Source organism: Slackia sp. CM382, assembly GCF_000293015.1.
GTDB classification, from domain to species: Bacteria; Actinomycetota; Coriobacteriia; order Coriobacteriales; family Eggerthellaceae; genus Slackia; species Slackia exigua.
In genome coordinates, this window is sequence record NZ_ALNO01000016.1 from 47,387 (window position 1) to 73,524 (window position 26,138).

Sequence of the window (26,138 nt, forward strand, 5' to 3'; positions counted from 1 at the left end):
CATGTTTGCATTGGTGAAACGGATACTCGATCTGGCCGGCAGCTTTTCCGTGGCGGCGCGACGCAGCCTCATCATCGGAATGGCCTGCAACGTGATCAAAAGCTTCTTCATGGCGGCGATGATGATCGCCGTATTCTGGGCCCTGGAGCATCGTGACGGCTTTGGATCGGACGTCATCTGGCAATGCCTTTTCCTGTTGCTGGTAAGCGTGGCAGGGCAGTATGCGATGCAGTACGCCGTCGATGTTTCCATGGATGCTCGAGGTTTCGATATATTCAGGGATCTGCGTATACGCGTAGGCGATCGCCTGAAAGGCGCCGCGATGGGTTATTTCATCGAGCAGCGTCTCAGCGCGATCTCCACCACGCTTGCTACCACGCTTCATCAGCTCGAGGAGTTCATGACCATCTGTCTTACGGGGCTTTCGGGCGGTGTTGCGATGGCCGTCATCATTGGCGTCGGTTTCGCCTTCGTGGCCCCGCCTGTCGCGGCGATCACGTTCGCCGGAATAGCAGCGGGCCTCCTTGTTCTGCGCGTGCTCTTGAGGCGTTCGGGCAAGGCGACGAAACGGGTGCTTGAGGCGCAGGAGTCGATGAGCGATGCAGTGATGGAATACGCGCGCGGCATGGCGGTTTTGCGTGCTTTCAGCACACCTGCGGATGCCTTGTCGTCGGTCGAGCGGAGCTTCGAGGAAAAGCGCGCGGCGGACTACGTGCAGGAAGCCGCTGGGCAGGGATTGCTGAAGCTTTACGCGCTCGTATTCAACCTGGCCAGCTGCGGCGTGCTGTTCGCTGCGTGCGCCCTGTTCCTCTCCGGTGCACTGCCCTTATCATGGGCCCTCACGCTTCTTGTAGCAGCTTTCATGATCTACGGAGAGTTGATCAGCGCGAACAACGGGGCGTTTCTCTCCAAGAAGATCGGCAATGAGCTCGATCGCGTGGACGAAGTTTGCGATATTCCTAAACAAGATGCCTCGGACAGACCGCTTGCCATGGAAGGCAACGACATTGCGCTCAATCACGTGAGCTTCGGATACGGCGATGGCCGCGAGGTTATCCATGATGTGAGCCTGTTCATCCCCGAGGGTACTACGTGCGCGATTGTGGGACCGAGCGGTTCGGGCAAGACGACGCTGGTGAATCTCATCGCCCGATTCTGGGACGTGGATTCCGGATCGGTGAAGGTGGGCGGAGCCGACGTGCGCAGCGGCACGGCCGAGAGTCTGCTTGCACGGATATCCATGGTTTTCCAAGACGTCTATCTGTTCAATGACACGGTTGAGAACAATATACGTTTCGGCGTGCCTGAGGCTACGCGCGAACAGGTCGCGGCGGCGGCCGAGGCGGCGTGCTGCCATGACTTCATCGAAGCGCTGCCTCAGGGATATGCCACGGTGCTCGAAGAGGGCGGGACGAGCCTTTCGGGCGGCGAACGCCAGCGCATCTCCATCGCCCGGGCGATTCTCAAAGACGCGCCCATTGTCATCCTCGATGAGGCGACGAGCTCGGTCGATCCCGATAACGAGCATGATCTCATTGCTGCCTTGTCGCGGCTGACCGCAGGCAAGACCGTCATATCCATCGCCCATCGCCTGAACACTGTGAAGACGGCCGACCAGATAATCGTGCTTGACGGCGGTCGTATCGTACAGAAGGGACGCCATGGGCAGTTGATGGAAGGAGAGGGCTTGTACCGCAGCTTCATAGAGTTGAGGAAGGCTGCGGTCGGTTGGACGATCGCTTAGCGATGCGCAACGGCGGGTTATAGACGGGCTCGTCATCCCTGCATACAAAAAAGGCGGATCGGCACGCTGCACCAAGGGGGAGAGGTGCTTGACGTGCCGTCCGCTTACGGGTAGGCGACGTTGCATCCATGGGTGTCCGCATAAAATCGACGGGTTCTAGGATCTCGGAAAAAGGGGGCAACCGATTGCCTTGAGAACCCGTCCGCTTCCCAGTGGATGTTAACCACGGGAAACTTTATACCCCAGCAGTCCGATGCGGTCAAGCGACTCTTGGAAAAAACTTTCGACATTCTTTATGCCGAGAGCCGCTTTCCGTGTGCCGGCCGCATGAATCCGTCTAGAGCTCGTAGGTTATGGCTCCCATGGTGGAGACGTCGAAGGGGAGAGCCTTCGAGAAAAGCGCGCGGAACGTCTTGGATGCGACGATGCGTTTCGCATCCTGCAAAAACGCGCGCGTGCGGTCGTTCTTGACGATGACGAGATCGGCGGTGACCGCTTGAAGAGGAACGAATAGAACGCCTCGGACGAGACTCGACGTCTGCGCGGAGCCGATGCAGACGTCGACAAGCCCATGCGCCACCAGCATCGCCGCATCGTGGGCGGTGGCCGCTTCGCTTTCGTAGCCTTCGACGTCTTGGGCGACGAGCTCGAACGCGGCGATCTTCTCATCGAGGATCACGCGCTCCGCCGTGCCGCGCGGCCTGTTCGCAAGAGTGCCGCCGCGGCGGAAGAGGGAGCTCCAGCTCGTGATGCCTTTCGGGTTGCCTTCTCGCACGATAAGCCCGACGGGATAAGAAGCGATGCGCATGACGACCAATGAGGTTCCAGGGATCAGACGCTGGACATAGGGGATGGTGCAGCTATCGGTCTTTCGATCGTGCAGGCACGTGACGGCCGCATCCGCATCTCCCGCATAGAGGCTTGCCAGGGCTGCATAGTCGCACATGGCCAGATGCGCGACGTTCAAGCCATGCGCGCGCAACAGGCCGGTCACCTCATCGCAGACCGATCCCTCGCCTGCGATGACGAACGGATCGGCATTCGGCTTGAAAGGAGCGATGGCATCGGCGATGTCGTGCGTCGATGGTCTTGTGCCCGCATCCGCATCGGCGAGGCTCTCTCCTCTGACGCGTGCGAGGTATTCGGTCACGTCGTCGAGGGTGAAGAGGAGCTTGCGTCCCATTCGATAGGACTTCAGCTCGCCGGATTTCGCCAACGCATAGACCGCGTTCCGTCCGATTCGCAGAATCCTTGCCACGTCGCTTGCGTTCAGTGCTATGTCGCTCGGTGTCATATATATCCAATCAGAATATAGTGATATAAGAATAATAAACGAGGACGGAAAATGAGCAAGAGGGACGAATCGGGATCGAGATTGTGATGAATGGTCGTCGCGCTGCATGGAGCTCCGAATGGATGACATAGTGGATTTCGTCAGAAAGGCAGGGCGGCGAAGGGCCGCATCTGCATGAGAGAAGGCCGGCGCGACGCGACGGCCGGGAAAGGAACGAGCATGAAGATTTCCGCACGCAACCAGATCAAGGGCACCGTCAAGACCGTCAAGGAAGGCGCCGTCAACGCGGTCGTCGTCATCTGCCGCGGCAACCATAACCCCATCACCGCCGACATCACCATGGCGGCCGTCGAGGAGCTTGGCCTGGCCGAAGGCAAGGAATGCTACGCCGTGATCAAGGCCACTAACGTCATGTTCGCCACCGAGCGCATCGCCGGTCTGTCCGCGCGCAACCAGATCGAGGGTACCGTCGTCTCCGTCAAGGAAGGCGCCGTCAACGGGCATGTGACCATCGAGGATGAAGACGGCGTGCGCATTTCCGGTTCCATCACCAATGCCTCCATCCAAGAACTCGGTCTGGCCGAAGGCAAGAAGGCCGTCGCCGTCATCAAGTCCACCGACGTCATGGTCGCCGTCGACTAAGCTGTGAATTTCATAGGCATTTCTGCAAATGCTCGAGAGACTTTTTCAGCTTGTCTCTCGAGCATTTGTTGTCGTTTTCAAGTCAAGGTATTTGACGGTGAATGCGTGGTTTTGGTTTGAGCATTGACGAATGTATGGGAATTAGCACGTGCGCTTGATGGAAAAACTTAAGATGTCGGAGGATTATGCTGTAGGAATCGCAGATACTCTCTATCTGTGGAGTGGTGTTACGCGCAAAAGAATGTGAGCCCTCCCTCTCGGTTTCGTACGAAAGCGACAATATGCTCGACGTTTGTTTTCGCAAGAGGCGGATCGTCTTCTCTCAGAAGAATGAATTATCGTTCTTGAGGATATTCGCGTGGTGTCATGAGGCTCTATCGTGATGCAAGATAAGGATTTATGAAAGTGTCGATGGAAATCCCGCCAGTCTTCCCTAAAGAATGGGACATACGAAAGGAAATATTTGAAGACGGGTGCATCGTGCATTACTCCCATGATAGATGCGGGAGCGGATTGATGCATCTCTGCGAGCCGCTACCCGGTATTGCTGTGGCGTATAACGTGGTCGATGCCTGCGGCATCACGTTGCCATCTTGGTTTCGAACCGATTCTCTTTTCATTAATTTTTGCAGTGAAGGATGTTGTGAAATAAATTACAGCGCTGCAGGATCCGTTATGCTGGGGCCTAATTCAGCGAGCATAAGCAAGCTTCCAATACAATCGTACATATTTCCTTCGGGTCATTATATCGGCAGCGAATTGCTATTCAATCCCTCGTCGATGAGCGCGGACCTAAAAACGCTGTTTGATGAAGCAATGCGCTCTTTCCCAAACGTCTCTTCCCACGATCGGTCGGAAACGTTCGTTTATGCATTTTCTGGCGATAGCGGTCTTCAAGAGCATTTTAAACTTCTTGCACCTCGAAAAACGATAGGCAGGATTGATCGACACGTTGCGCGCGATGCAGTGAAGAATCTGCTTCTATATTGCGCATCACCTTCGTTCAGAGATGAGCCACGACCTCGGTATCGACGTATCACTTCTGCTCAGCGTCAGATCGTTGAGGAGTGTCGCGACATTATTGCAAGGGATTTATCCCAACGTATATCGGCGGAAGAGCTAGCGGCCATCTACGGAATCAGTGCGACCTCGTTGAAGAATTACTTTCGCTATGTGTATGGGAAGACGCCTTCAAATCTTGCTTATGACATGAGGATGAAAAGAGCGAAAGAGCTTCTGGAAAGAACCGACATGCCTGTTTCAAGGGTATCCGAATCGGTAGGTTACGCGAATCATGGCAAGTTTGCATATAACTTTAAGCGTTTTACGGGCTTTTTGCCTCTGGAATACCGCAAGATGCATCAGTTGAACGGCAGATAACGAGAATCTTACGAAATGGCATGGTCTTCATGCGATGCGCGCCAGGACAGATGCGTTCTGCGCGTCCGTTCGTAAGAGCATGCCTTCTTATCCTCTCAAAAAAAATGTCATACGGGCGACTTGTGCTAATCGGGCATTGTCTCTCAAGGCGATATGAAAATATAGTTAGTCGTATCTAACTCATTATTACATTGCGTTTCGCAATCCAATATCAACACCTTGCCTTAAAGAGAGAAGAGGTCTCGGAATGAAAACCAAAGATGTGGTCAGAATCGCTCTGCTGTCCATTGTCGGTTTTGGACTAAGCTTGGTCGGATCGCTCGCTACGCCGCTTTTGGGAAATTATTCCTTTGCTGGTGAAGTTGCATTCGGCGCGTTTCTTGGAGGCGCTGTCTACTATGTTCTCACGCAGAAGGTCCCTCGAAGGGGTACGTCGTTCGCTTACTTCACCATCATGGGTTCTCTCTATCTGATCATGGGATTTTGGACCATGGCGATCATACTTGCGATTGCAGGGTTTCTTGGAGAGCTGTGCTTGATTCCCGTGGGCGCATATAAAAACAGATGGCGCATCACCGGTGCCTACGTTCTGAGTAATGTCGTATACGCCCTTCATCCGGTATTCATCTTTTACATAATTGGCGTTGACAGGCTGTTGCTGATGTTTCCGAATGCTTATACCGTCGATGGAGCGCATACCCTTCAACATATGCTTTATTCGCCGCTGGCGATCATTTCGATTATAGGAATATGCCTTATCTGCGCTTTCTTTGGAATGGCTATCGGGCATTCGGTCTATGAGAAGTTTTTCCATGGCGGCGAGTCTGTGAAACGTGAGCCTATTCTCAAATAATCAGCATTCATGTAATGCGCCTAGCCTTTTCCCTTTATAGGGCTGCAGATTGGGCGATGGAGTCGTCGAGGGCGTATTGATAAAGAATTTGAAGGGTGCGGGAGGAATGCATGGAGGACCTGCTCGAAGAAAAGAGTATGAAGAATTCCCAACAGGCGATCATTGCCGAAGAAGAAGCCGCATTCGCTCGCTTGGTCGATGCTGCGATGAAATACAAAGCAGGTTATATCGCCTCCATATCGCTTGCCGTGGTGGGTGTGGCAGGAAAGGTGATTCCTTATCTGCTTCTCGCGCAGATCATAGGTGCTCTCATCGAGGGCGAACGGCATGTCGCCGTATACGGAGGCTGGTTTGCCGCAATGGCTCTCTCTTATGCCATCGGACATGCGGCAGCTGCGATTTCAATGGCCGTTTCGCATCATTTCTGCTTCAAGACGCTTGCCGATATTCGCGAAAAACTATTAGAAAAAATGTACACCATGCCGCTCGGATATGTGCAAGGCCGTCCAACAGGGGAGATCAAAAGCATTGTCGTGGATGGTATCGAGTCGCTCGAGCCGACCCTCGCGCACGTCATTCCCGAGATGACCGCGAACATCATCGTGCCGACGTTCGTCATCGCCTATATGATCGTTCTCGACTGGCGTATAGGGCTCATCGGGCTCGCCGTGGTTCCTTTGGGTCTTGCTCTCATGATGCTCGCTTTCAAGAATTACGACGTGAATTTTCAAAAGCAAGTGGCTCTTTCAAGTAAGGTGAACGCCGCGCTCGTCGAATTCGTGAATGGGCTTGAAGTCATTAAGATTTTCAATCAAGATGCCCAGTCGTATCGTAGGTTCAAAGATGCTGCGGAAAAGAATGCGGGATTCTCGATAGCATGGATGAACGAGATCGCACCTGCCGCCGCGTCAGCGCAGGTGATAATGGGCGCGTCCCTTTTGTTCGTGTTGCCTGCGGGTCTTTTCTTCATGGCGCAAGGAACGCTTGAAACGACGGTGTTCCTGCAGCTTATAGTGCTCACGCTCTCATGGGTAGGACCCATTGTGGCCGCATTCAAGTATCCAGACCAGATATCGGCGGTTCGATCTACGGCGCGGCGCGTGTTCGCCGTTGTGAACGAGAACGATCTTGTGCGGCCGGATAGCTCTTCCGCGGCACGCGATGCATCCGTATCACTTGAGGATGTCTGCTTCTCTTATGATGCAGAAGATGCCGAAGTGCTGCACAGCATTAACTTGACATTGGATGAGGGCTGCAAGCTTGCGCTCGTCGGACCTTCGGGTGGCGGAAAATCCACTATAGGCAAGCTTATCGCAGGGTTTTGGGATCCGACTAAAGGAGCGGTACGCATCGGGGGCGCTGATGTGCGCGATATCTCGCTTGAGGAGGCAGGGAAGCTCATATCCTATGTGTCGCAGGATGCTTTCCTCTTCGATGCGACCATCGAGGAGAACCTTCGTATCGGCAGGCCCTCTGCTACATCGGAAGAGATTGTAGAGGCTGCGCGTGCAGCCGGATGCCACGATTTCATTGCGTCATTGCCGCAGGGCTATCAGACTTCGACGGGTTTGGGGGGACGATATCTTTCGGGCGGTGAGCGTCAACGCGTCACCATCGCACGCGCCATGCTCAAAGATGCGCCGATCGTCGTCATGGACGAGGCCACGGCCTTTACCGATCCCGATTCGGAAGCTCAGATAGAGACGGCTCTCAGTGCGCTTGTGCGAGATAAGACGCTGGTGGTTATCGCGCATCGTCTATCCACCGTGCGAGATGCCGATTGCATTGCCGTCGTCGATGCCGGCCGAATCGTCGCGACGGGCACCCATGAGGAGCTGATCGCGACTTGTCCTCTATATCGCGATATGTGGGATTTGCACGTCGGTGCGCGAGAGCTGTAGGGAGAATGCGATGCTGGACACGATTAGAAATATATGGCAGTTTGCCGAGCCGCAGCACGGCTTGCTCGTCAAGGCCATAGCCGCCAACTTCATTAAGGCTCTGTTCGGTCTGCTGGATTATTTTGCGATATACGTGGCGATCAATGCGTTGCTTGCGGGCGCTTTCTCCTTCGAGGTGATCTTTGAGGCCGTGGCCCTCGTCTTCATCGGCGTTATGGGCAGGTGCTTCGCCGATGCGGTGTCGATGGCGTCTATGAATGGGATCGGCTATTCGCTGTCGCGGGACAAGCGTTTGCTCGTGGCCAATCGATTGCGGTATGTGCCCATGGGTTTTTTCGCTGACGTTAACCTAGCTGAGTTGGCTACCGTTCTCACCACGACGCTCGATGAGTTGGAGACGCTTGGCCCGCTTGTGCTCGTGCAGTTCGTATCGGGCGTCATCGGTACGACGGTCATGGCGGTATTCGTCCTCATGTTCGATTGGCGCATCGGCTTGATAGCGCTTGCGACGGTGGCGATCTACTTCAGCGTTGCTCGGCTGCAGCAGCATGCGTTAACTGCCTTGGCTCCTAAAAAGCAGGCAGCTCAAGAAGATCTTGTCGGCGCGGTATTGGAGTATGTAGAGGGCATGCAGGTAGTGAAGGCGTTCGGACTCGCGGGAACTCAGAACAATGTTGTAAGAAAAGCGGTTGACGATGCTCGTCAGCGCACCACCGAGTTCAATCTCAAATCCATTCCCTGGGTGGCGGTTCAGCAAATCGTGCTATCTTCCGCCTCTGTCGTTGTTGCGGCATTCTCGACCGCGCTTTTCCTTGCGGGAACGATGGAGCTTTCGACCTGCCTCTTCCTCCTGATTCTATCGTTCGTATTATTCACCTCCCTCGACTTCGCAGGCAATTCGGTATCGCTCATGAACATCATTGATTCAGCCGTCAGCAAATTGGGTAAACTGCAGACCATGCCCCTGCTGAAGAGCGGTGATGTGAAGGAGGCGCCTGCCAGTCATGGGATTGCGTTCGAGAACGTGGAATTCGATTACGGGCAGACGGCCGAGGAGGCAGATGGACTTATCAAGGGCATCACGGCTTCCATCGAGAACGGGACAACCGTAGCTCTTGTCGGCCGCTCCGGATCAGGCAAGTCGACGCTTGCCCGTCTCATCCCCCGTTTTTGGGATGTGGATGAGGGTCGCATCACGCTTGGCGGCATCGATATCCGCGATTACACGTACGATACGCTGCTTTCACAGGTATCCATGGTGTTCCAAGACGTCTATCTCTTCAACGACACGGTGGAGGCCAACATTCGTTTCGGTCGCGTCGATGCGACGCGCGAGGATGTGATCGAAGCGGCCAAGCGGGCATGCTGCCATGATTTCATCATCAAGCTTCCTCAAGGCTACGACACGATAGTAGGCAAGGGAGGCTCATCGCTTTCCGGTGGCGAGCGCCAGCGCATATCGATTGCGCGAGCGCTTTTGAAGGATGCTCCCATCGTCATTCTCGATGAGGCGACGGCTAGCGTTGATCCGGAGAACGAGTTTGCCATCATGCAGGCGATCGGAGAGCTTACCCGAAGCAAAACGTGCATCATGATAGCCCATAGATTGAATACCGTGCGTCATGCCGATCAGATATTCGTCATCGATGACGGCCGTATCGTCCAGCGAGGCACCCACGATCAATTGATCTGCCAGTCGGGCATTTATGCACGGTTCATCAAGTTGAGGCAGGATGTGGCAAAATGGCGCCTATAGAAGGAGCCAGGCGCGTCTGCCCGTCGACCGAATCCGAGGGAGAGTCAGGCCGTATCGCGGCGTTTGAACGGATCGGGTATCCGCTTGACCCGAGAACGCTCATGGTTCTTTTGATTGTCGGAAGCATAGTTCCTTTCGTTGCCGGCAGGCTTGCCGTCTGGGTTCTCCTGATCGTCTCTTCGCTCGTCTACTATCTGTTCAAGAAAAGCCTGCCGCTTACGTGGTTGGTGATGGCCGTTTCGCTCCAGGGGATCGTTGCGGCCATCAACGCTTCCGGGCTTTTTGGAGCCGTGCTTGCATTCGGCATATTGATTTGGGCGATCGCATCGCTCATACCGACCTTCATCATTGGTGCGGTGCTTGTCTCTATTCCTTCGGGTGCAATCATGCAGGCTCTTAGGACCCTTCGCATTCCAGAGACGGGTCTTATCGGAATCGCGGTAGCTTTGCGCTATCTGCCTGATGTGCGCATGCAGCTCATCCAGATATCGAAGGCGGCGAAAGTGCGTGGATTTCGACTCTCTCCGCTTCATCCGGTTCGCTCCTTCGAACTACTGATAGTCCCATTGATTCATCGGTCTCTGAGGGCGTCGGATGACCTTACTGCTGCCATCATAAGCAAGGGCATAGAATTCGAGGCTGCCAAAACATCGCTGTATCTTTTCAGGCCCGGTGCGTTGGATGTTATCGTTCTTACGGTTTACTTGCTGCTTTTTCTGTCTCGATTTGCATTCGGATCGTAAGCGACTGTTATGGAGGGTGAAGTGAACGGGAGGAATGATCAAGGTGCAGCTGTCGCATTGGAGAACGTGAGCTTTAAATATGAACTATCGAGCGAATGGTCTATCAAGGATGTCAGCCTAGAAGTGGCGAAGGGCGAATGCGTCCTGCTTGCGGGACGGTCAGGTTGCGGCAAGACGACGGTTCTACGGACCATCAACAGGCTCGCCCCCGATTTCTTCGAGGGAAGACGCACGGGCGACATAAGCGTGCTGGGCTTTCCTATTGATTCCTTTGCTCCTGGTGAGCTTGCGAGGCATATCGGAAATGTCTTCCAGGATCCCCGCAGCCAGTTCTTCTCGTCGATCGTCGAGGACGAGATAGCCTTGGTCGGCGAGAACCTCGGAATGTCTTATGAAGATCTTATCGAGAATGTCCCGAAGGCAGCTGCGCAGGCAAACGTTGCGGGGCTATTGAAAAAAAGCTTGCATGAACTTTCCGGGGGGCAGAAGCAACGGGTGGCTATAGCCTCTGCGCTGTTGTACGACTGCGATATCATCTTGCTGGATGAACCTTCTGCTAACCTCGACTACGCCTCGACGCTTCTTCTCAGAGATGCGATTATGGATTTGAAGAATATGGGAAAGACCGTCTTGATATCCGAACACCGTCTTTTCTATCTGAAGGGCGTCTTCGATAGACTTGTGCTTATGGACGACGGTCGCATAGATCGCATGTACACCTCGGATGAATGTGAAAACCTCAACGTTCGGTCGCTCCATCTGAGATGCCTTGATGAAAACGAGTTGGAATCCTGCCGTCCTGCTCCCTGCGGCAGGGAGCAGATCTCCGCTTTGAAAATCGAAGTGGCTGTGGGTCAAAGGGTTCTTATGCCTTCAGTCGATTTTCGTCTTTTAAAAGGGGAGGTCATGGGAGTCGTCGGAGCCAACGGCATAGGGAAAACGACTCTTGCAGAGCAGCTTTGCGGTTTGGCTTCCATCCGCAAGGGGAGCGTGAACTACGCGAAGGGCAAGAAAGGAAGGCTCAGGAAGGTTTATTACACGATGCAGAATCCTGATGCTCAGCTGTTCTTCGAAACCGTGGAGAAGGAGCTGCTAGCAGATGGATTGGACGAAGAATCGATGGATAAAGCAGCTCGGTATCTCAAGCAGATGGACCTTTGGGATCGAAGGCAAAGCAACCCGCATGAACTTTCCGTCGGCGAGATGCAGCGGCTTTCTGTCGCGGTTGCTTGCATGCATGAACGTGAGCTGCTGATCTTGGATGAGCCGTCGGCTGGTCTCGATTATCAAAGAATGAATGATCTTGCATCGATGATATGCGAGAAATCCGTGGATTGCCCGGTCATCGTCATCACTCACGACATCGAGCTACTTGCTCTCTGCGCTTCGTCGGTCTTGCTGTGTTCGCCCTATGCTGCGGAGAAGATTCCGCTTGCAGGTAATGAACGTAGAGTGGTTGACTTCATGCATGGTAACTTTCAAAGCGTGAGAGAAGCATTCCTGTGAGTAGGATGTCGTCGGGGAGGTTCCGATGTTGCGGGTTTCGTGTCTGGCTTCACGAACGAGTTGGTTGATCCGCTATTGTCACGTAAGCATTCCCGACGTTCGGTTGAAACCATATGCGCATCGATGCCTTCGCGTCGCCCCATCACCTTGATCTCAAGCAGCATCCCGCCGTGTGCCTTTGAGGCGCGATGGCGGATTCGCTGCGGAATTAACCTGTTCACAATAAAAGGGGGAGTACAATCTCGCGCAATGCGAGATGCGCGCCTGATGTGCCGCGCCCGAAGCGAGGAAAAGCGATGGTATCTATGGACAAGAAGGATCTGGATTGGGGCAACCTGGGGTTCGGCTATATGAAGACCGACTTCAGCTACGTTTGCGATTACAAGGACGGAGCTTGGGGCGAGGGAAGGCTCACGCGCGACCATACGGTGACGCTCAGCGAATGCTCCGGCATCCTGCATTACTGCCAGGAGGTCTTCGAAGGCCTCAAAGCCTACACCACCAAGAACGGCGACATCGTCTGCTTCCGTCCCGACCTGAATGCCGCCCGCATGCGCTCTTCCGCTGAACGCCTGGTTATGCCTCCGTTCCCCGAAGGTCGTTTCATCGACGCCGTCAAGCAGGTCGTTTCGGCCAATGCCGCTTGGGTTCCGCCGTACGGTTCGGGCGCCACGCTCTACGTCCGTCCGTTCATGTTCGCCACGGGCGAGGTCATCGGCGTGAAGCCGGCGGACGAATATCAGTTCCGCATCCTCGTCACGCCGGTCGGCCCCTATTTCAAGGGGGGCGACGAGGCCATCACGATCACGGTCGCCCGATACGACCGCGCGGCGCCGCATGGCACCGGCGGTATCAAGGCGGGCCTGAATTACGCGATGAGCCTCTATCCGTATGAAGAGGCGCATAGAAACGGCTATTCCGAGAACCTCTACCTCGATTCAGCGACGCGCACCTACGTCGAAGAGACCGGCGGCGCCAACGTGCTGTTCGTGAGCAAGGACGGCACGCTCGTCGTGCCGCAGTCGGCGACGAATTCCATCTTGCCTTCGATCACGCGCCGCTCGCTCGTGACCGTGGCCGCCGACATGCTCGGCATGACGGTCGAGGAGCGACCGGTCGCGTTCGCCGAAGTGCTCAATGGCGATTTCGTCGAATGCGGGCTGTGCGGAACCGCTGCCGTCATCTCGCCCGTGGGCCGCATCAAGGCCGACGGCGTCGATGCGGTCTTCCCCGACGGCGCGGAAACGTCCGGTCCCGTCATGAAGAAGCTGCGCGCTACCCTGACCGCTATCCAGAGCGGCGAGCTTGCAGGTCCCGAGGGCTGGGTCGTCAAAATCGCATAGATCGCGGACATAGTTTTACGATGCAATAGGCGGGTGCGGGCTTCGGCGCGCGCCCGCTTCATGTATAGTTCGGTGGTTCAAGCATTCATGTCAAAGCGTCGTTCGAAGAGAATCATGGAGCACATGGGAGACACGCTGGAAACGCAGGAGGCCGCCTTCGACGTCAGGCGTCTGCTCATGCTGGGGCTCGGGTTCGGCTGCCTGTTCGGCGCGACGGGCGCCGCCATGTTCGGCGCGGGAGGCTACTTCGGTCCGGTCTCGTCTTTCGGCGACGTGTCGACCCCTGCCGCCATGTGCCTGCGCCTCGGCGCCATCGCTCTGATCGCCGTGCTGGGCCTTGCGGGCCGCCATGCGGTTCGCATGCCTCTTGTCATCGGCGCTGCCGTCGCCGCCGCTGCCGGCGGCATCGGCGTGTCCCTTGTGCCTTCGGTCCCGCTTTCCATCGTGGCCGGCGCGCTCGAAGGGGCGGGCGAAGGCGTGCTGCTCTATGCCTGGTTCATGCTCCTTTCTTCGCGGCATCGCGAGGAGATCGTCTTCGCGACCCTCATCGGCTTTCTCGTGGCCTGGGCTTCCTTCGTCGCCGCCCCGCATCTCGATCGCACGATGCAGGCCGCGCTCTATGCCGTTCTCACGTTCGTCTCGGCATTCGCGTTTCTGCACGAAGACGCCTCCTGTGCTTCCTGCGCGCCCGACGGCGGATTCGACCGCTCCCAGATCGCACGTGTCCCGTGGTTTTCCGTGTGCGTCACGATCCTGTGCACGATGCTCGCATCGGCGCTCTTCGGCACCGTGAGCATCGTGTTTCCCGCCACGAACGGCTCGCTTACCTATGCGCTGTTCGCGACCACGACGCTCGCCGATATCATGATCACCTACATGCTCATGACGCTCGCGAAGGATTGGACGCAGTCCGTCTGGATTCCCACGCTCGTGATGCTCTTCATCGCCTTGCTCTTCTCGTGCTTTATGACGACCGACGCCATTCGGCTCGCCGTCGCGCTCATGATGGCCACGATGTTCGGCTACTTCTTCCTGCGCTGGCCCGTCTTCGCCGGCATGCTGTCCGACCTGCGGCTTCCGCGCTCTTTTGCGGCCGGCATCGTGCTGGTGCTGACCAACGGCTTCTTCATGTACCGTCTCGGCGAAAGCGTGGGACGTTCTCTTCCCGAAAGCGTCTTCAACGTCAACGGCGTAGCGGGCGTCATGACGCTTCTCGTCGTGGTCTCCTTCGGCATCGCGGCTGGCCTTGCGCGGATTCTTTCTACGAAGGGCGGCATTGCGGCCGCCTTCTCCGGCAGCGCGGACACGGATGCCGAGGAAGCCTCTGCGGGCGAACCGGCCGATCCCGTCGCGGCCTTCGCCGAGACGCTCGAATCGCACTTCGACGATTTGTCCGCCCAATTCGGGCTCACGCCGCGCGAACGCGAGATCGCCATGCTCACCGCGCAGGGGTTCACCTCCACCTATATCGCCGATAAGCTCGTCATCTCCGCGAGCACGGTGCGCTTCCATCAGCAGAACGTCTATCGCAAGCTCGACATCCATTCGCGCCACGAGCTCATCGAACTTGCCAACGCCGATCTCATCGCCGCATCCCGCAACGCGTAACGCGCCCCGCAGCCATGCGCATCGTGTGGAGCGCATGCAGCCTCGGGTAACTTTTAATTCGAAAACACCCAGCTCACATGACACCTGATAAGTCTGTTGGGCGTTTTTATGCCGCACATGGACGAAAACCGTGCATCCCGTCAGGTGAAGAGAACGCACGTCTTGCCTAGTATCGTTTCGTCGATGCCTGCGTGCGCGAAGCGCGCGGCGGGCAAGGGGCCGTTCGATCGGAAGGGGGAAGCGAGGCGCGCGCGTGCGCCGTCTCGCTGAAAAGACGTTGAATTCGACGACTGCTGAAGTTGCCGCGGGGCATGCGTCCTCGGCGCAGGGCGCGCCGCACGATCGCCGCATTGCGCCCTATCCTCTCTACCTATACCTTGACGGCCAGCCGGTCGTCGTCGTCGGCGCGGGCGCCGTTGCCGAACGCAAGATCGCAACGCTTCTCGAACGAGGCGCGTCCGTCACCGTCGTGGCCCCCGATGCCACCGACGAGGTGAAGCGCTGGGCTGCGGACGAGCGCATCCGCTGGCATGAGCGCGGATACCGCACGGGCGACCTTGCGGGGGCGCTGCTCGTCATCGGGTCGACATCCGACGAAGCGGTCAACCGCCTCGTCTTCGACGATGCGTGCGAGGCGCACCAGCTCGTGAACATCGTGGACGTTCCCGAGCTCTGCACCTGCATCGTGCCGTCCATCATGCGCCGCGGCCGGCTGCAGATCGCGGTTTCGTCCGCAGGCGCCGCGCCGACGATCGCGCGCGATATCCGCCTCGGCCTCGAAGAGGCCTATCCCGCCTATTGGGCCGACTACATCGACCTTCTCGGCGATGTCCGCATGCTCGTGAAGCAGCGGGTCGAAGGCCCCGCGTCTGCGAGGCGCCCGCTTTACGAGGCCGTCGCCGCGAGCGACCTGCTCGAACGCATTGCCGCAGGAGAGCGTCCCGAAGCCGAGGATGTCTACGCCGCCGTCGTCATGCCCCTGCTCGAGGGAGGCATGCGATGAGCTTGGTCTGCATGGGGGCGAGCTATAAGACCGCTCCGATCGCCGTGCGCGAGCGCATCGCTCTCGCGCATGAGGACATCCCCGCCGCCCTTGCCGAGCTGGCGGACGGCAGCGGCATCAAGGAATGCCTGATCCTTTCGACCTGCAACCGCATCGAGGCATACGTCGACGCCAAGACCGACCGCATGGGCATCGACGCGCTGACGGCGTTTTACGAACGGCGTGCGGGCGTGCCCCTGCCCGAGGGCGCCTTCTTCCTCGAGCGCGGCATGGCCGCCGCGACGCACTTGTTCCGCGTCGTCTGTTCGCTTGATTCTCAGGTTTTGGGCGAAGCCCAGATCCTCGGGCAGACGCGCGGCGCCTTCGAGGATGCCGTAGCGGCCGACACCTGCACCGATGTGCTCATGCATCTGTTCAAGGATGCGCTGCATCTCGGCAAGCGCGCCCGTGCGGAAACCGCCATCGGCCAGGATTCCGTATCGCTTTCGACGACGGCCTTCAATGTGGCGCGCCGGGCGTTTCCCGACCTGCCCGATCGCCGCGTCATGTTCGTCGGTGCGGGCGAGATGGCCCGTCTTGCCTCGACGTATCTGACGGAGGCAGGCGTGAACGACATCGTCGTGTCCTCCCGCTCCCGCGAACACGCACGGGCCCTCGTCGAGGCCTGCGGCGGGCGCGTCTGCGCGGACGGCTCTTTTTACGAAGAGTTGGCCTGCGCCGACGTCGTCTTCTCCATGACTTCGTCGCGCGAATGCGTCATCTGCGCCGATGAGCTTTCGGCTGCGCGCGATCGTGCGGGCATGCAGGGACGGGCGTGCGTGATCATCGATGAAGCCGTCCCGCGCGACGTCGAGGACGCCTGCGCCGACATCGACGGCGTGCGCCTGTACAACCTCGAGGCGCTCGCCTCCATCGTCGACGAAGGCATGGCCGAGCGCGTCGCTTCGGTCGGCGACGTGGAACGGCTCATCGCCGAGGCCGAGGAATCGTTCTTCGCCTGGATGCAGCAGCGCAACGTCGTGCCGACGATCAAGGCGATCTACGCGAAGGGCGAAGCCGCGGTCGATGCCGAGCTTTCGCGCGCCATGCGCAGTCTCACCTCGGTGCGCGGCGAGGAGGTCTCGGACGACGAGCGTGCCGTGCTCGAGGCCTTCGGCAGCTCGATCATGAAGAAGATCCTGCACGGCCCGACGATTCGCCTTCGCAAGGAATCGTTCTCGGCCGATTCGTACTACTACACGGGGGCCGCACGCTACCTGTTCGGCATCGAAACGTTCCCTCTCGGCACGCACCATCACGCCTGCGGCACCGCATGCAGGTCGGGATTGCCGTGTCCGGTGGGCGTCGACGAGAGTCATCGGGAAGTCTGCAGCTCGAGGGGGATTGCACATGCATAACGATACGTGCGTCATCGGGACGCGGGGAAGCGCGCTCGCGCTCTGGCAGGCCCATGCCGTGAAGCGCGCGATCGAGGCGTCGCGCCCCGACGTCTCCTGCGAGATCCGCGTCATCAAAACGACAGGCGACCGCAACCTCGCCACGCCGCTTGCCGAAATCGGCGACAAGGGCCTGTTCACTAAAGATCTCGAGGCGGCCCTTGTCGCCGGGGAGGTGGATATCTGCGTCCATTCCATGAAAGACGTCCCGACCGAGCTCGCAAACGGCTGCGGCATCACGGCCATGCTCGAGCGTGCCGATGCGCGCGACGTGATCGTCTGCGGTCCCCGCATCCAGGCGGAATGCCTCGCGGACGTTCCCGCCGGATCGCGTCTCGGGACCGGCTCGCTACGCCGCGTCGCTCAGATTCGGGCGGGCTTTCCCGGTATCGTTCCGACGCCCATCCGCGGCAACGTGGACACGCGCATCGCGAAGGCGTGCGGCGAGGAATACGAAGGCGCCGTGCTTGCGGCGGCCGGCGTGACGCGCATGGGCCTGGCCGACCGTATCGCGGCCTATATCCCCGTAAGCGAGATCGTTCCGGCCGTCGGCCAGGGAGCCGTGGGGATCGAGGCGCGTCTCGGCGACGAGCGCGTCTGCGAACTCTGCGCTCGCATCGACGATGCGGCCACGCGCGTCTGCGTCGAAGCCGAGCGTATCGTGCTCTGCGCTCTCGAGGGCGGCTGCCAGGTTCCCATGGGCGCCTATATGCGTTTCGATGGCGGCGACATCGCGGCCGATGCCGTCGTCGCCTCCGTCGACGGATCGCGCGTCGCGCGCGTTGCGCTTCGCGTGCCCGCATCCGATGCGACTCCGGCCGACGTCGCCAGGCGCGTGCTCGCCGAGCTTTCGGCCCAAGGCGCCGATGTCATTCTCGAAGAGATCCGCGCGCAGGAGGCGGGCCGATGAGCGTTTCCACCCATGTCGCGCTCGTCGGTGCCGGTCCAGGTGATGAGGGGCTTTTGACCTGCGAAGGTGCGCGCCTCATCGAATCCGCGGATATTATCGTCTACGACTACCTCTCCAATCCGCGCCTGCTCGGGCGCGCACGCGCGGACGCGCGTCTCGTGTACGTGGGGAAGAAGGGCTTCTCGGGGCATATCACCCAGCCCGAGATCAACGATATCCTGATCGATCTTGCGCGCGAACTGGACGCGGCCTTCAAGGCGCGTCTCGCATCCCGTCCGGCCGACGCCGCGCGCGCCGAGTCGGGAATCCGGGCCCCTCTGCTCGTGCGTCTCAAGGGCGGCGATCCGTTCGTGTTCGGGCGCGGCGGGGAAGAGGCCCTCGCGCTGCGTGAGGCGGGCATCCCGTTTTCCGTCGTTCCCGGCATCACGAGCGGCATCGCCGCACCGGCTTACGCGGGCATTCCCGTCACGCATCGCGGCGTCGCGTCGTCGGTCACGTTCGTGACCGGCAACGAGGATCCGACCAAGGACGAGACGGCACTCGATTGGGAGTCGCTCGCGGGCATGGTGAAGGCGGGCGGGACGCTCTGCTTCTATATGGGCATGCGCAACCTTTCTTCGATCGCCGGACACCTTGCGGCCCAGGGTGTCGAGGCGGACTGCCCCTGCGCGCTCGTGCGCTGGGGAACCACGCGCGAGCAGCGCACGCTCGTCGCGCCTTTGTCCGATGCCGCCCGTCGTGCCGAAGAGGCCGGCTTCACGGCCCCCGTCATGACGGTCGTGGGGCAGGTCGCGCGCCTGCGCGAAGATCTCTCCTGGTTCGAAGACGCGCCGCTTTTCGGCAGGCGCATCCTCGTCACGCGCTCGCGCACGCAGGCTTCCGTTTTCACGCGCAGGCTCGAGGCGCTCGGCGCGCAGGTCGTCGAGGTTCCGACGATCGACATCGCGCCGCCTGAGTCGTTCGATGCCCTCGATGCGTCCTTGAACGCCCTCGATGGGTTCTCGTGGGTCGTCTTCACGAGCGCGAACGGCGTCGAGGCGTTCTTCGAGCGCCTGCGCCGCCGCACCGCGCCGCCGTACGACGCCCGCGCGCTCGCGCATGCCCGCATAGCCGCCATCGGCCCGGCGACTGCCGATGCCCTGCGCGCGCACGGCATCGAGGCCGATGCGGTTCCGCACGAGTATCGCGCCGAGGCCGTCTTCGATGCGATGCGCGAGCGCGGGCTCGATGCGGACGATGCGGTGCTCATCCCGCGCGCCCAGGTCGCACGCGAGGCGCTGCCCGAGATGCTTGCCGGCATCGGGTGCGCGGTCACCGTCGCGCCCGCCTATCGAACCGTCGTTCCCGGCACGAGCGCCGATGCGGCGAGGGCGGCGCTTGCCGACGGCGTCGATGCGGTGACGTTCACCTCGTCGTCCACCGCGGAAAACCTCGTCGCTCTGCTCGGCGAAGATGCACCCGCGCTGCTTGCGGACGCGCGCCTGTTCTCCATCGGGCCCATCACCACGGCCACCCTCGAGCGCCTGGGCTTCCCGCCCGCCTCGACCGCATCCTCCTACACCATCCCGGGCCTCGTCGACACGCTGCTCGAGGCCTTCGCTTCCCCGGATGAGACCGCTTTCCCACGAAAGGACCACCGATGATCGGAATCTCCAAGCTGTACTGCGGCGCCGTCGAGCCCGCCGACGTCTTGCGCTATCGACGCATGTCCAAGGAGCTCCCGAGCGGCCTGCTCCAGTTCTCCAAGGACAAGAAGCCCGTCGTCGTCTGGAACTGCACGCGTACCTGCAACCTCAAGTGCGAGCATTGCTACGCGCTTTCCGACGCGAAACGCTACGACCAGCTTTCCACCGAGGAGGCCAAGGCCATGATCGACGATCTGGCGGATTTCGGCGCGCCGGTGCTTCTGTTCTCGGGCGGCGAGCCGTGCGTGCGCCCCGATCTGGTCGAGCTCATGCAGCATGCGAAGGACCGCGGCATGCGCGTCGTCATCTCCACCAACGGTACTCTGATCACGCCCGAGCTCGCACGCCGCTTCGCCGAGGTCGGCCTGTCCTACGTCGGCGTCTCCTTCGACGGAGATCCCGAAACCCACGACCGCTTCCGCGGCGTGGAGGGCTCCTTCGACGCGGCGCTCCAAGGCCTCAAGAACGCCCAGGATGCGGGCATCAAGGTCGGCCTGCGCTTCACGATCAACAAGCACAACTGGGAAGAGATCAACGACATCTTCGACCTCATGCAGGCAAACGGCATCAACCGCGCGTGCTTCTACCACCTGGTCTATGCCGGCCGCGGTTCCGAGATGATCGAAGAGGACCTGACCCACGAGCAGACGCGCAAGGCCGTCCGCCTGATCATGGACCGCACGAAGCAGTGGTTCGACGAGGGCGGCACGCCCGAGATCCTCACGGTCGACAACCATGCCGATGCCCCGTTCGTCTACATGGAGCTTCTGAAGGAAGATCCCGAGCGCGCCGAGAAGGTCATGCAGCTGCTCCAGTGGAACCAGGGCAACTCCTCGGGCAACGGCATCGCATCGATCAACTGGGACGGCGACGTCTATGCCGACCAGTTCTGGCGCCATTACAGCTTCGGCAACGTCAAGGACCGCCCGTTCTCCGAGATCTGGTCCGACGTCTCGCGCTCGACCGAGGCTTCCGAGCTCATGTACCGTCTCAAGGACAAGCGTCCCTGGGTCAAGGGCCGCTGCCATGACTGCCGCTGGCTCGATGTGTGCGGCGGCAACTTCCGCGTCCGCGCCGAAGCGGCCACGGGCGATCTGTGGGCGAGCGATCCGGCGTGCTATCTGACCGACGAGGAGATCGCGCGCACGGGCGACGAACCTGCGCCTATCGTCGAGGCGCCCGTCGAGGACGACGTCGCCGCCGCGGCCATCGCGTAGGGCCGCATCCTTCGAACCATCCGTTGATTTCAGGGGGTCCATCATCATGGAATACGGGAAGTTCCCGGCATATCGCCCGCGCCGCATGCGCGCGACCGAGACGATGCGCCGCTACATCCGCGAAACCGAGCTGTCTGCCAAGGATTTCATCTATCCGCTCTTCGTGAAGCCGGGCAGCGGCCTGCGCGACGAGATTCCCTCGATGCCGGGCGTCTACCAGGTGTCTATCGACATGCTTGAAGCCGAGATGCGCGAGCTTGCAGGTCTGGGCGTGATGTCGGTCCTGCTCTTCGGCATCCCGTCGCACAAGGACGAATGCGGAAGCGAGGCCTACGACGACCATGGCATCGTGCAGGAGGCCGTCCGCGCGATCCGCGCGAAAGCTCCGGCGATGACCGTCATTACCGACGTCTGCATGTGCGAGTACACGAGCCATGGGCACTGCGGCAAGCTCGACGGGAACGGCGACGTCGACAACGATGCGACGCTCGAGTGGCTGGCCGCCGAGGCCGTCAGCCATGCGAAGGCAGGCGCGCACATGGTCGCCCCCTCCGACATGATGGACGGGCGCGTAGGCTTCATCCGCGCCGCGCTCGATGCGGCGGGCTTCGCGAACGTCGGCATCATGTCGTATTCGACCAAGTACGCAAGCGGCTTCTATGGTCCCTTCCGCGACGCCGCCGATTCGGCGCCGTCCTTCGGCGACCGCCGTTCCTACCAGATGGATCCCGCCAATGCCGAGGAAGGCGTGCGTGAATCCGCGCTCGACATCGCCGAAGGCGCCGACATGGTCATGGTCAAGCCCGCGCTGCCGTATCTCGATGTGCTTTCGCGCGTCAAGACCGAGCTGCGCTTCCCGACGGTCGCCTACAACGTGTCCGGCGAGTATTCGATGGTCAAGGCCGCGGCCGCGAACGGCTGGATCGACGAGCGTCGCGTCGTCCTCGAGCTTCTGACCTCCATCAAGCGCGCCGGCGCCGACATGATCATCACCTATCACGCCAAGGAGGCCGCTCGTTGGCTTGCCGAGGAGGCCTCATGCCTGGAATAGTCGAAACGTCCGAATCCTTCGCCGTCGCTCCAGGCTCGCATGCTCCGGCGCCCGGCGCAGCCGTGCATCCGGGAACGCATCCGTCCGCGCATGAGGGCGGCCTGCAGGTGTCGGGCGCCACGGGCGCGCGCGGGCGTTCCTCGTACCGCCCCGGCGCAGGTGCCGCCGCCCAGGCCTATCAGGCGCGCACCGGCATCCAACCGCCCAAGATCGTCGCATGGGAGATAACCCGCAGCTGCAACCTGGCCTGCGCGCACTGCCGCGCGGCGGCGCATTGCGAGGCGTATCCGGGCGAGCTGTCGCTCGACGAGTGCAAGGCCGTCATGGACGACATCGCCTCGATCACCGACCCGATCCTCATCGTCACGGGCGGCGAGCCCCTCATGCGTCCTGACATCTGGGAGATCATCGACTACGCCTTCGAGGTGGGGCTGCATCCGGTCATCGGCACCAACGGCACGCTCATCACCGACGAGATCGCGAAGAAGATCGCCGAGCACGGCATCCCGCGCGTCTCGGTGTCGCTCGACTTCCCGACCGTCGAGGGCCAGGATGCGTTCCGCGGCGCCAGCGGCGCCTTCGAAGACACGGTGACGGGCATCCGCAACCTTGAGAAGTACGGGGTCGGCGTGCAGGTGAATTCCACCGTCACCAAGATGAACAACGATATGGTGGACGATCTGCACGACCTGTCCGAGGATCTGGGCGCGGCGGCCTTCCATCCGTTCCTGCTCGTGCCGACCGGCCGCGGGGAGGACCTCGTGGACGTCGAGCTGACGCCTGACGAATACGAAGAGGTTTTGACCTGGGCTTTCAAGCGTCAGGAAACCTCCCCGATGAGCTTCAAGCCCACCGATGCGCCCCAGTACTACCGCATCATGCGCCAGGAGGCCGCCAAGCAGGGCATCAAGATCACGCCGCAGACCCACGGCATGCAGGCCATGACGCGCGGATGCCTGGGCGGCATCACCTTCGTCTTCATCAGCCATACGGGAGACGTGCAGCCCTGCGGCTACTTCGACATGCAGCTCGGCAACGTCAAGGAGACGCCGTTCTCCGAGATTTGGACGAATTCCCCGGTCTTCGACGACCTGCGTCATTACGACCGCCTGAAGGGCAAGTGCGGCGCCTGCGAATACAAGGGCGTCTGCGGTGGGTGCCGTGCGCGCGCCCTCTCGCTTACAGGCGACTATCTGCAGGAGGAGCCGTACTGCGCCTACGTGCCGCGCGGCTATGCGCAGGACGCGGTGCTCGATGTCGTCCAGGCCCGCTTCCCGCTCGCGGCCGACCCGTACGGCGTGCTCGCCGATGCGCTCGGATTCACGCGCGATGCGGTGAAAGACGCCGCCTGGTCGCTCTTCCGCACGAAGGCGGTGCGCCGCATCGGCGCCTCGTTCGATTCGCGCAAGCTCGGCTATTCCTCGGCGCTCTGCGCCATGGCAGTGCCGGGAGATGCCGCGGCGCTCGAGGCCGCCGCTGCGATCGTCGGATCGTATTCCCAAGTCACGCATAATTACGGGCGCGACAACCGCTACAATCTCTGGTTCACGCTCATCACGCGCTCGGAAGGGGAGCGCGCCCGCATCCTCGACGAGATCCGCATGCGCACGGGCGTTTCGGACGTCCTGTGCATGCAGGCGACGAGGACCTACAAGATCCGCGTCGACTTCGCGACCGGCGCCGCATCCGCGGATGCGCGCCTCGAGGCGCGCGAAGCGCTCGACGCCGCGGCCGGGGCGCTTCCGGACCCTGCGTGCGTGCGCCCCTTCGACGCGGGCGATCCCTTCGATGTCGAGCTCGTGCGCTGGGCGCAGGACGACGTGACGTCCGCGGGCCTCGATTTCTCCGCTCCGTATGCGCGGCTCGGATTGTCCGAGGATGCGGGCATCGACGGCATCTCCGGCGCATCGAAGCGCATGCAGCCCGCCCAGGGGTGCGCCCATGGCTCGGCCATCTCCGAGGTCGCGGTGAGGCACGGTCATGCGGGCGCATCGTCGGGCGTCGCGGGGCACCCCTCGGGGCATCCCGGCATGCATTCCTCGGGCGCCCCGGCGGAGCATCCTCATGGCTCGCGCGGGCTTCAGGGCGCAGGGCATCCGGTCGGACATCCCGGCGGGCTTGCCGCAGGCTCTCTGCCCGGCGCCTTCGCCTCCGACGCCGCCATGGACGAGGCGGCGGCCGCCATCGGCGCCTGCCAGCTGTTCGACGACCCGTATGCGCAGGGTGCGCGCCGCATATCCGCGCGCATCGGACGCAAGGTCTCGGAAGCCGAGGTCATCGCCCGCATTCGTGATTTCAAGGCCGACGGGACCATCCGCCGTTTCGGCGCCATGGTGCGCCACCATAAGGTGGGCTACGCCTGCAATTCCATGACCGTCTGGGATATTCCGGACGAGAAGGCCGATGCGGCGGGCGAGGTCTTCGCGAAGGCCCCGTTCGTGTCGCACTGCTACGCGCGTCCCCGCGCGCGATCCTGGCCGGGAAACCTCTACGCCATGACGCACGCGCGAACCGCCGAAGAACTGTCCTCGCATATCGAAGAGCTGAAGGCTATGCTTGTCAAGGCGGGCGTCGAGGCGAGGGGCATGGAATCGCTCACGACGACGCGCGAGTTCAAGAAGGCATCCATGCGCTATTTCGAGGAGTGATCATGACCATCGGCAGAGAGCGCTCGTCGCGCGATTTCGCGCACGCGAAAACCGTCATTCCCGGAGGCGTGAACTCTCCGGTCCGCGCCTTCCACAAGGTCGCGTGCGACCCGGTCTTCTACGACCATGCGCAGGGGAGCCGCGTGTGGGACGTCGACGGCAACGAATACCGCGATTTCATCTGCTCATGGGGGCCGATGATCTTCGGGCACGGCGATGCCGACGTGCTGTCCGCCGTGCGCGCCCAGCTCGAGCGCGGCGTGTCCTACGGCGCCCCGTGCGAGGCCGAGCTCAAGCTCGCCGATAAGATCTGCGAGGTCGTGCCGAACGTCGAGGAAGTCCGCATGGTGTCGTCGGGCACCGAGGCGACCATGACGGCCATCCGTCTCGCACGCGGATTCACCGGGCGCGACAAGTTCATCAAGTTCGCGGGCAACTACCATGGGCATAGCGACTCGCTGCTCGTGAGCGCCGGCTCGGGCGTCGCGACGCTCGGCATCCCCGATACCCCGGGCGTGACGGCGAAAACGGCGAGCGACACGCTCGTGGCCGGCTACAACGACCTCGCATCGGTGCGCGCGTCCTTCGAGGCGAATCCGGGCGACGTCGCGGCCGTCATCGTGGAGCCCGTGTCCGGCAACATGGGCGTCGTCGCGCCCGATCGGGGTTTTCTCGAAGGGTTGCGCGCGCTGTGCGACGAATTCGGGGCAGTGCTCATCTTCGACGAGGTCATCACCGGCTTCCGCGTGGCGCTCGGCGGCGCGCAGGAGCGCTTCGGCATCCGTGCGGACCTCGTGACCTTCGGCAAGATCATCGGCGGAGGCTTTCCCGTGGGATGCGTCGGCGGCGCGGCGCGCATCATGGACGCGCTCGCTCCGGCGGGCCCGGTCTATCAGGCGGGTACGCTTTCAGGCAATCCCGTCGCGATGGAAGCGGGCCTTGCCCAGGTCACGAAGCTGCAGCAAACCGAGGGGCTCTACGAGCGGCTCGACGAGGCGGGGCGGCGCCTGGCGCGCGGCCTGCGCGGCGCCATCGCCGACGCGCGCGTCGCGGCGACGGTGAACCGGTTCGGCTCGCTCGCGACCGTCTTCTTCTCGCCTGAGCCGGTGCGCGATTGGGACACGGCGTCCGTCTGCGATCAGCCGGCGTTCGCGCGCTATTTCCAATCGATGCTCGATCAGGGCTTCCTCATAGCTCCGAGCCAGTTCGAGGCCATCTTCCTGTCGGCAGCCCATACGGACGAGGACATCGACGCCTTCATCCGCGCCGCCCGCGTCGCGCTCGGCGCATAGCATCTCCGGGTCGCTTCGATCTCGAGCATGCCTGAAGCCGCCCGGCCGCGCTTGGCGCGCAGGTCGCTTCGCGTCGTCCTTGCGCCGCCCCGTGCTTCTCGTTGCGAAAATTTGGTGGGAGAGGAG

General features: G+C 60.8%; 19 protein-coding genes. 18 read left to right on the plus strand and 1 reads right to left on the minus strand.

The window, feature by feature from the left end:
• Position 1: 1 nt before the first annotated feature.
• Positions 2-1,744 carry an ABC transporter ATP-binding protein gene (locus HMPREF1155_RS05510; RefSeq protein ID WP_039993430.1) on the plus strand — a complete coding sequence of 581 codons (1,743 nt, stop codon included), beginning with the start codon at positions 2-4 and terminating at the stop codon, positions 1,742-1,744.
• Positions 1,745-2,081: 337 nt separating this feature from the next.
• On the opposite strand, the gene HMPREF1155_RS05515 is transcribed toward HMPREF1155_RS05510, so the two are convergent.
• The gene (locus HMPREF1155_RS05515) at positions 2,082-3,167 is read right to left on the minus strand and encodes a helix-turn-helix transcriptional regulator (RefSeq protein WP_009078552.1); all 1,086 of its coding nucleotides are present in this window, start codon (positions 3,165-3,167) and stop codon (positions 2,082-2,084) included.
• 90 nt (positions 3,168-3,257) lie between these two features.
• On the opposite strand from HMPREF1155_RS05515, the gene HMPREF1155_RS05520 reads away from it, so the two are divergent.
• The 17 genes from HMPREF1155_RS05520 (at position 3,258) to hemL (ending at position 26,012) form a co-directional block, all read left to right on the plus strand.
• Positions 3,258-3,680, plus strand: a complete 423-nt coding sequence (locus tag HMPREF1155_RS05520; protein ID WP_009078309.1) for a molybdopterin-binding protein — start codon at positions 3,258-3,260, stop codon at positions 3,678-3,680.
• Positions 3,681-4,091: 411 nt separating this feature from the next.
• Complete coding sequence (locus HMPREF1155_RS08895) at positions 4,092-5,060, plus strand: AraC family transcriptional regulator (protein ID WP_238319138.1); 969 nt, start codon at positions 4,092-4,094, stop codon at positions 5,058-5,060.
• A gap of 247 nt (positions 5,061-5,307) precedes the next feature.
• On the plus strand, positions 5,308-5,913 hold the full coding sequence (locus HMPREF1155_RS05525) for an MptD family putative ECF transporter S component (protein WP_009078448.1): 606 nt from the start codon (positions 5,308-5,310) through the stop codon (positions 5,911-5,913).
• 137 nt (positions 5,914-6,050) lie between these two features.
• Complete coding sequence (locus HMPREF1155_RS05530; protein WP_238319121.1) at positions 6,051-7,814, plus strand: ABC transporter ATP-binding protein; 1,764 nt, start codon at positions 6,051-6,053, stop codon at positions 7,812-7,814.
• Between the two features lie 10 nt (positions 7,815-7,824).
• Entirely contained in the window at positions 7,825-9,570 is a 1,746-nt protein-coding gene (locus HMPREF1155_RS05535; protein WP_009078610.1) for an ABC transporter ATP-binding protein, read from the plus strand.
• Entirely contained in the window at positions 9,558-10,313 is a 756-nt protein-coding gene (locus HMPREF1155_RS05540; protein WP_009078200.1) for an energy-coupling factor transporter transmembrane protein EcfT, read from the plus strand. The genes HMPREF1155_RS05535 and HMPREF1155_RS05540 overlap by 13 nt, the downstream gene beginning before the upstream one ends.
• Positions 10,314-10,322: 9 nt before the next feature.
• Positions 10,323-11,819 (plus strand): ABC transporter ATP-binding protein, encoded by a 1,497-nt coding sequence (locus HMPREF1155_RS05545; protein WP_039993434.1) that lies wholly within the window; start codon positions 10,323-10,325, stop codon positions 11,817-11,819.
• Between the two features lie 296 nt (positions 11,820-12,115).
• Positions 12,116-13,162, plus strand: a complete 1,047-nt coding sequence (locus tag HMPREF1155_RS05550) for a branched-chain amino acid aminotransferase (protein ID WP_009078731.1) — start codon at positions 12,116-12,118, stop codon at positions 13,160-13,162.
• 114 nt (positions 13,163-13,276) lie between these two features.
• A complete protein-coding gene (locus HMPREF1155_RS05555) occupies positions 13,277-14,770 on the plus strand; it encodes a response regulator transcription factor (RefSeq protein ID WP_009078158.1) in 1,494 nt (497 codons plus the stop codon).
• Positions 14,771-15,023: 253 nt separating this feature from the next.
• On the plus strand, positions 15,024-15,773 hold the full coding sequence (locus HMPREF1155_RS05560; protein ID WP_009078442.1) for a bifunctional precorrin-2 dehydrogenase/sirohydrochlorin ferrochelatase: 750 nt from the start codon (positions 15,024-15,026) through the stop codon (positions 15,771-15,773).
• Complete coding sequence (hemA, locus tag HMPREF1155_RS05565; RefSeq protein ID WP_009078663.1) at positions 15,770-17,170, plus strand: glutamyl-tRNA reductase; 1,401 nt, start codon at positions 15,770-15,772, stop codon at positions 17,168-17,170. Before HMPREF1155_RS05560 ends, hemA begins: the two co-directional genes overlap by 4 nt.
• The gene (gene hemC / locus HMPREF1155_RS05570) at positions 17,163-18,119 is read left to right on the plus strand and encodes a hydroxymethylbilane synthase (protein ID WP_009078283.1); all 957 of its coding nucleotides are present in this window, start codon (positions 17,163-17,165) and stop codon (positions 18,117-18,119) included. Before hemA ends, hemC begins: the two co-directional genes overlap by 8 nt.
• Positions 18,116-19,762: a bifunctional uroporphyrinogen-III C-methyltransferase/uroporphyrinogen-III synthase gene (locus HMPREF1155_RS05575; protein ID WP_009078421.1), complete on the plus strand. Its 1,647-nt coding sequence runs from the start codon at positions 18,116-18,118 to the stop codon at positions 19,760-19,762. The genes hemC and HMPREF1155_RS05575 overlap by 4 nt, the downstream gene beginning before the upstream one ends.
• The gene (gene ahbC / locus HMPREF1155_RS05580) at positions 19,759-21,021 is read left to right on the plus strand and encodes a 12,18-didecarboxysiroheme deacetylase (RefSeq protein WP_009078498.1); all 1,263 of its coding nucleotides are present in this window, start codon (positions 19,759-19,761) and stop codon (positions 21,019-21,021) included. Before HMPREF1155_RS05575 ends, ahbC begins: the two co-directional genes overlap by 4 nt.
• A gap of 46 nt (positions 21,022-21,067) precedes the next feature.
• A complete protein-coding gene (hemB, locus tag HMPREF1155_RS05585) occupies positions 21,068-22,072 on the plus strand; it encodes a porphobilinogen synthase (RefSeq protein ID WP_009078733.1) in 1,005 nt (334 codons plus the stop codon).
• Positions 22,060-24,720, plus strand: coding sequence for a radical SAM protein (locus HMPREF1155_RS05590; RefSeq protein WP_009078543.1), 2,661 nt, complete (start codon positions 22,060-22,062; stop codon positions 24,718-24,720). The genes hemB and HMPREF1155_RS05590 overlap by 13 nt, the downstream gene beginning before the upstream one ends.
• 2 nt (positions 24,721-24,722) lie before the next feature.
• A complete protein-coding gene (hemL, locus tag HMPREF1155_RS05595; RefSeq protein WP_009078741.1) occupies positions 24,723-26,012 on the plus strand; it encodes a glutamate-1-semialdehyde 2,1-aminomutase in 1,290 nt (429 codons plus the stop codon).
• Positions 26,013-26,138 lie beyond the last annotated feature (126 nt).

What these genes read in the sequence shown, in the direction of transcription:
- hemB (WP_009078733.1), top strand. Translation starts at nt 21,068, where the DNA reads ATGGAATACGGGAAGTTCCCGGCATATCGCCCGCGCCGCATGCGCGCG.
- HMPREF1155_RS05525 (WP_009078448.1), top strand. Translation starts at nt 5,308, where the DNA reads ATGAAAACCAAAGATGTGGTCAGAATCGCTCTGCTGTCCATTGTCGGT.
- HMPREF1155_RS05545 (WP_039993434.1), top strand. Translation starts at nt 10,323, where the DNA reads ATGGAGGGTGAAGTGAACGGGAGGAATGATCAAGGTGCAGCTGTCGCA.
- HMPREF1155_RS05540 (WP_009078200.1), top strand. Translation starts at nt 9,558, where the DNA reads ATGGCGCCTATAGAAGGAGCCAGGCGCGTCTGCCCGTCGACCGAATCC.
- HMPREF1155_RS05535 (WP_009078610.1), top strand. Translation starts at nt 7,825, where the DNA reads ATGCTGGACACGATTAGAAATATATGGCAGTTTGCCGAGCCGCAGCAC.
- HMPREF1155_RS05530 (WP_238319121.1), top strand. Translation starts at nt 6,051, where the DNA reads ATGAAGAATTCCCAACAGGCGATCATTGCCGAAGAAGAAGCCGCATTC.
- ahbC (WP_009078498.1), top strand. Translation starts at nt 19,759, where the DNA reads ATGATCGGAATCTCCAAGCTGTACTGCGGCGCCGTCGAGCCCGCCGAC.
- HMPREF1155_RS05590 (WP_009078543.1), top strand. Translation starts at nt 22,060, where the DNA reads ATGCCTGGAATAGTCGAAACGTCCGAATCCTTCGCCGTCGCTCCAGGC.
- HMPREF1155_RS05550 (WP_009078731.1), top strand. Translation starts at nt 12,116, where the DNA reads ATGGTATCTATGGACAAGAAGGATCTGGATTGGGGCAACCTGGGGTTC.
- hemC (WP_009078283.1), top strand. Translation starts at nt 17,163, where the DNA reads ATGCATAACGATACGTGCGTCATCGGGACGCGGGGAAGCGCGCTCGCG.
- HMPREF1155_RS05515 (WP_009078552.1), bottom strand. Translation starts at nt 3,167, where the DNA reads ATGTCATCCATTCGGAGCTCCATGCAGCGCGACGACCATTCATCACAA.
- HMPREF1155_RS08895 (WP_238319138.1), top strand. Translation starts at nt 4,092, where the DNA reads ATGGAAATCCCGCCAGTCTTCCCTAAAGAATGGGACATACGAAAGGAA.
- hemA (WP_009078663.1), top strand. Translation starts at nt 15,770, where the DNA reads ATGAGCTTGGTCTGCATGGGGGCGAGCTATAAGACCGCTCCGATCGCC.
- HMPREF1155_RS05520 (WP_009078309.1), top strand. Translation starts at nt 3,258, where the DNA reads ATGAAGATTTCCGCACGCAACCAGATCAAGGGCACCGTCAAGACCGTC.
- HMPREF1155_RS05510 (WP_039993430.1), top strand. Translation starts at nt 2, where the DNA reads ATGTTTGCATTGGTGAAACGGATACTCGATCTGGCCGGCAGCTTTTCC.
- HMPREF1155_RS05575 (WP_009078421.1), top strand. Translation starts at nt 18,116, where the DNA reads ATGAGCGTTTCCACCCATGTCGCGCTCGTCGGTGCCGGTCCAGGTGAT.
- hemL (WP_009078741.1), top strand. Translation starts at nt 24,723, where the DNA reads ATGACCATCGGCAGAGAGCGCTCGTCGCGCGATTTCGCGCACGCGAAA.
- HMPREF1155_RS05555 (WP_009078158.1), top strand. Translation starts at nt 13,277, where the DNA reads ATGGAGCACATGGGAGACACGCTGGAAACGCAGGAGGCCGCCTTCGAC.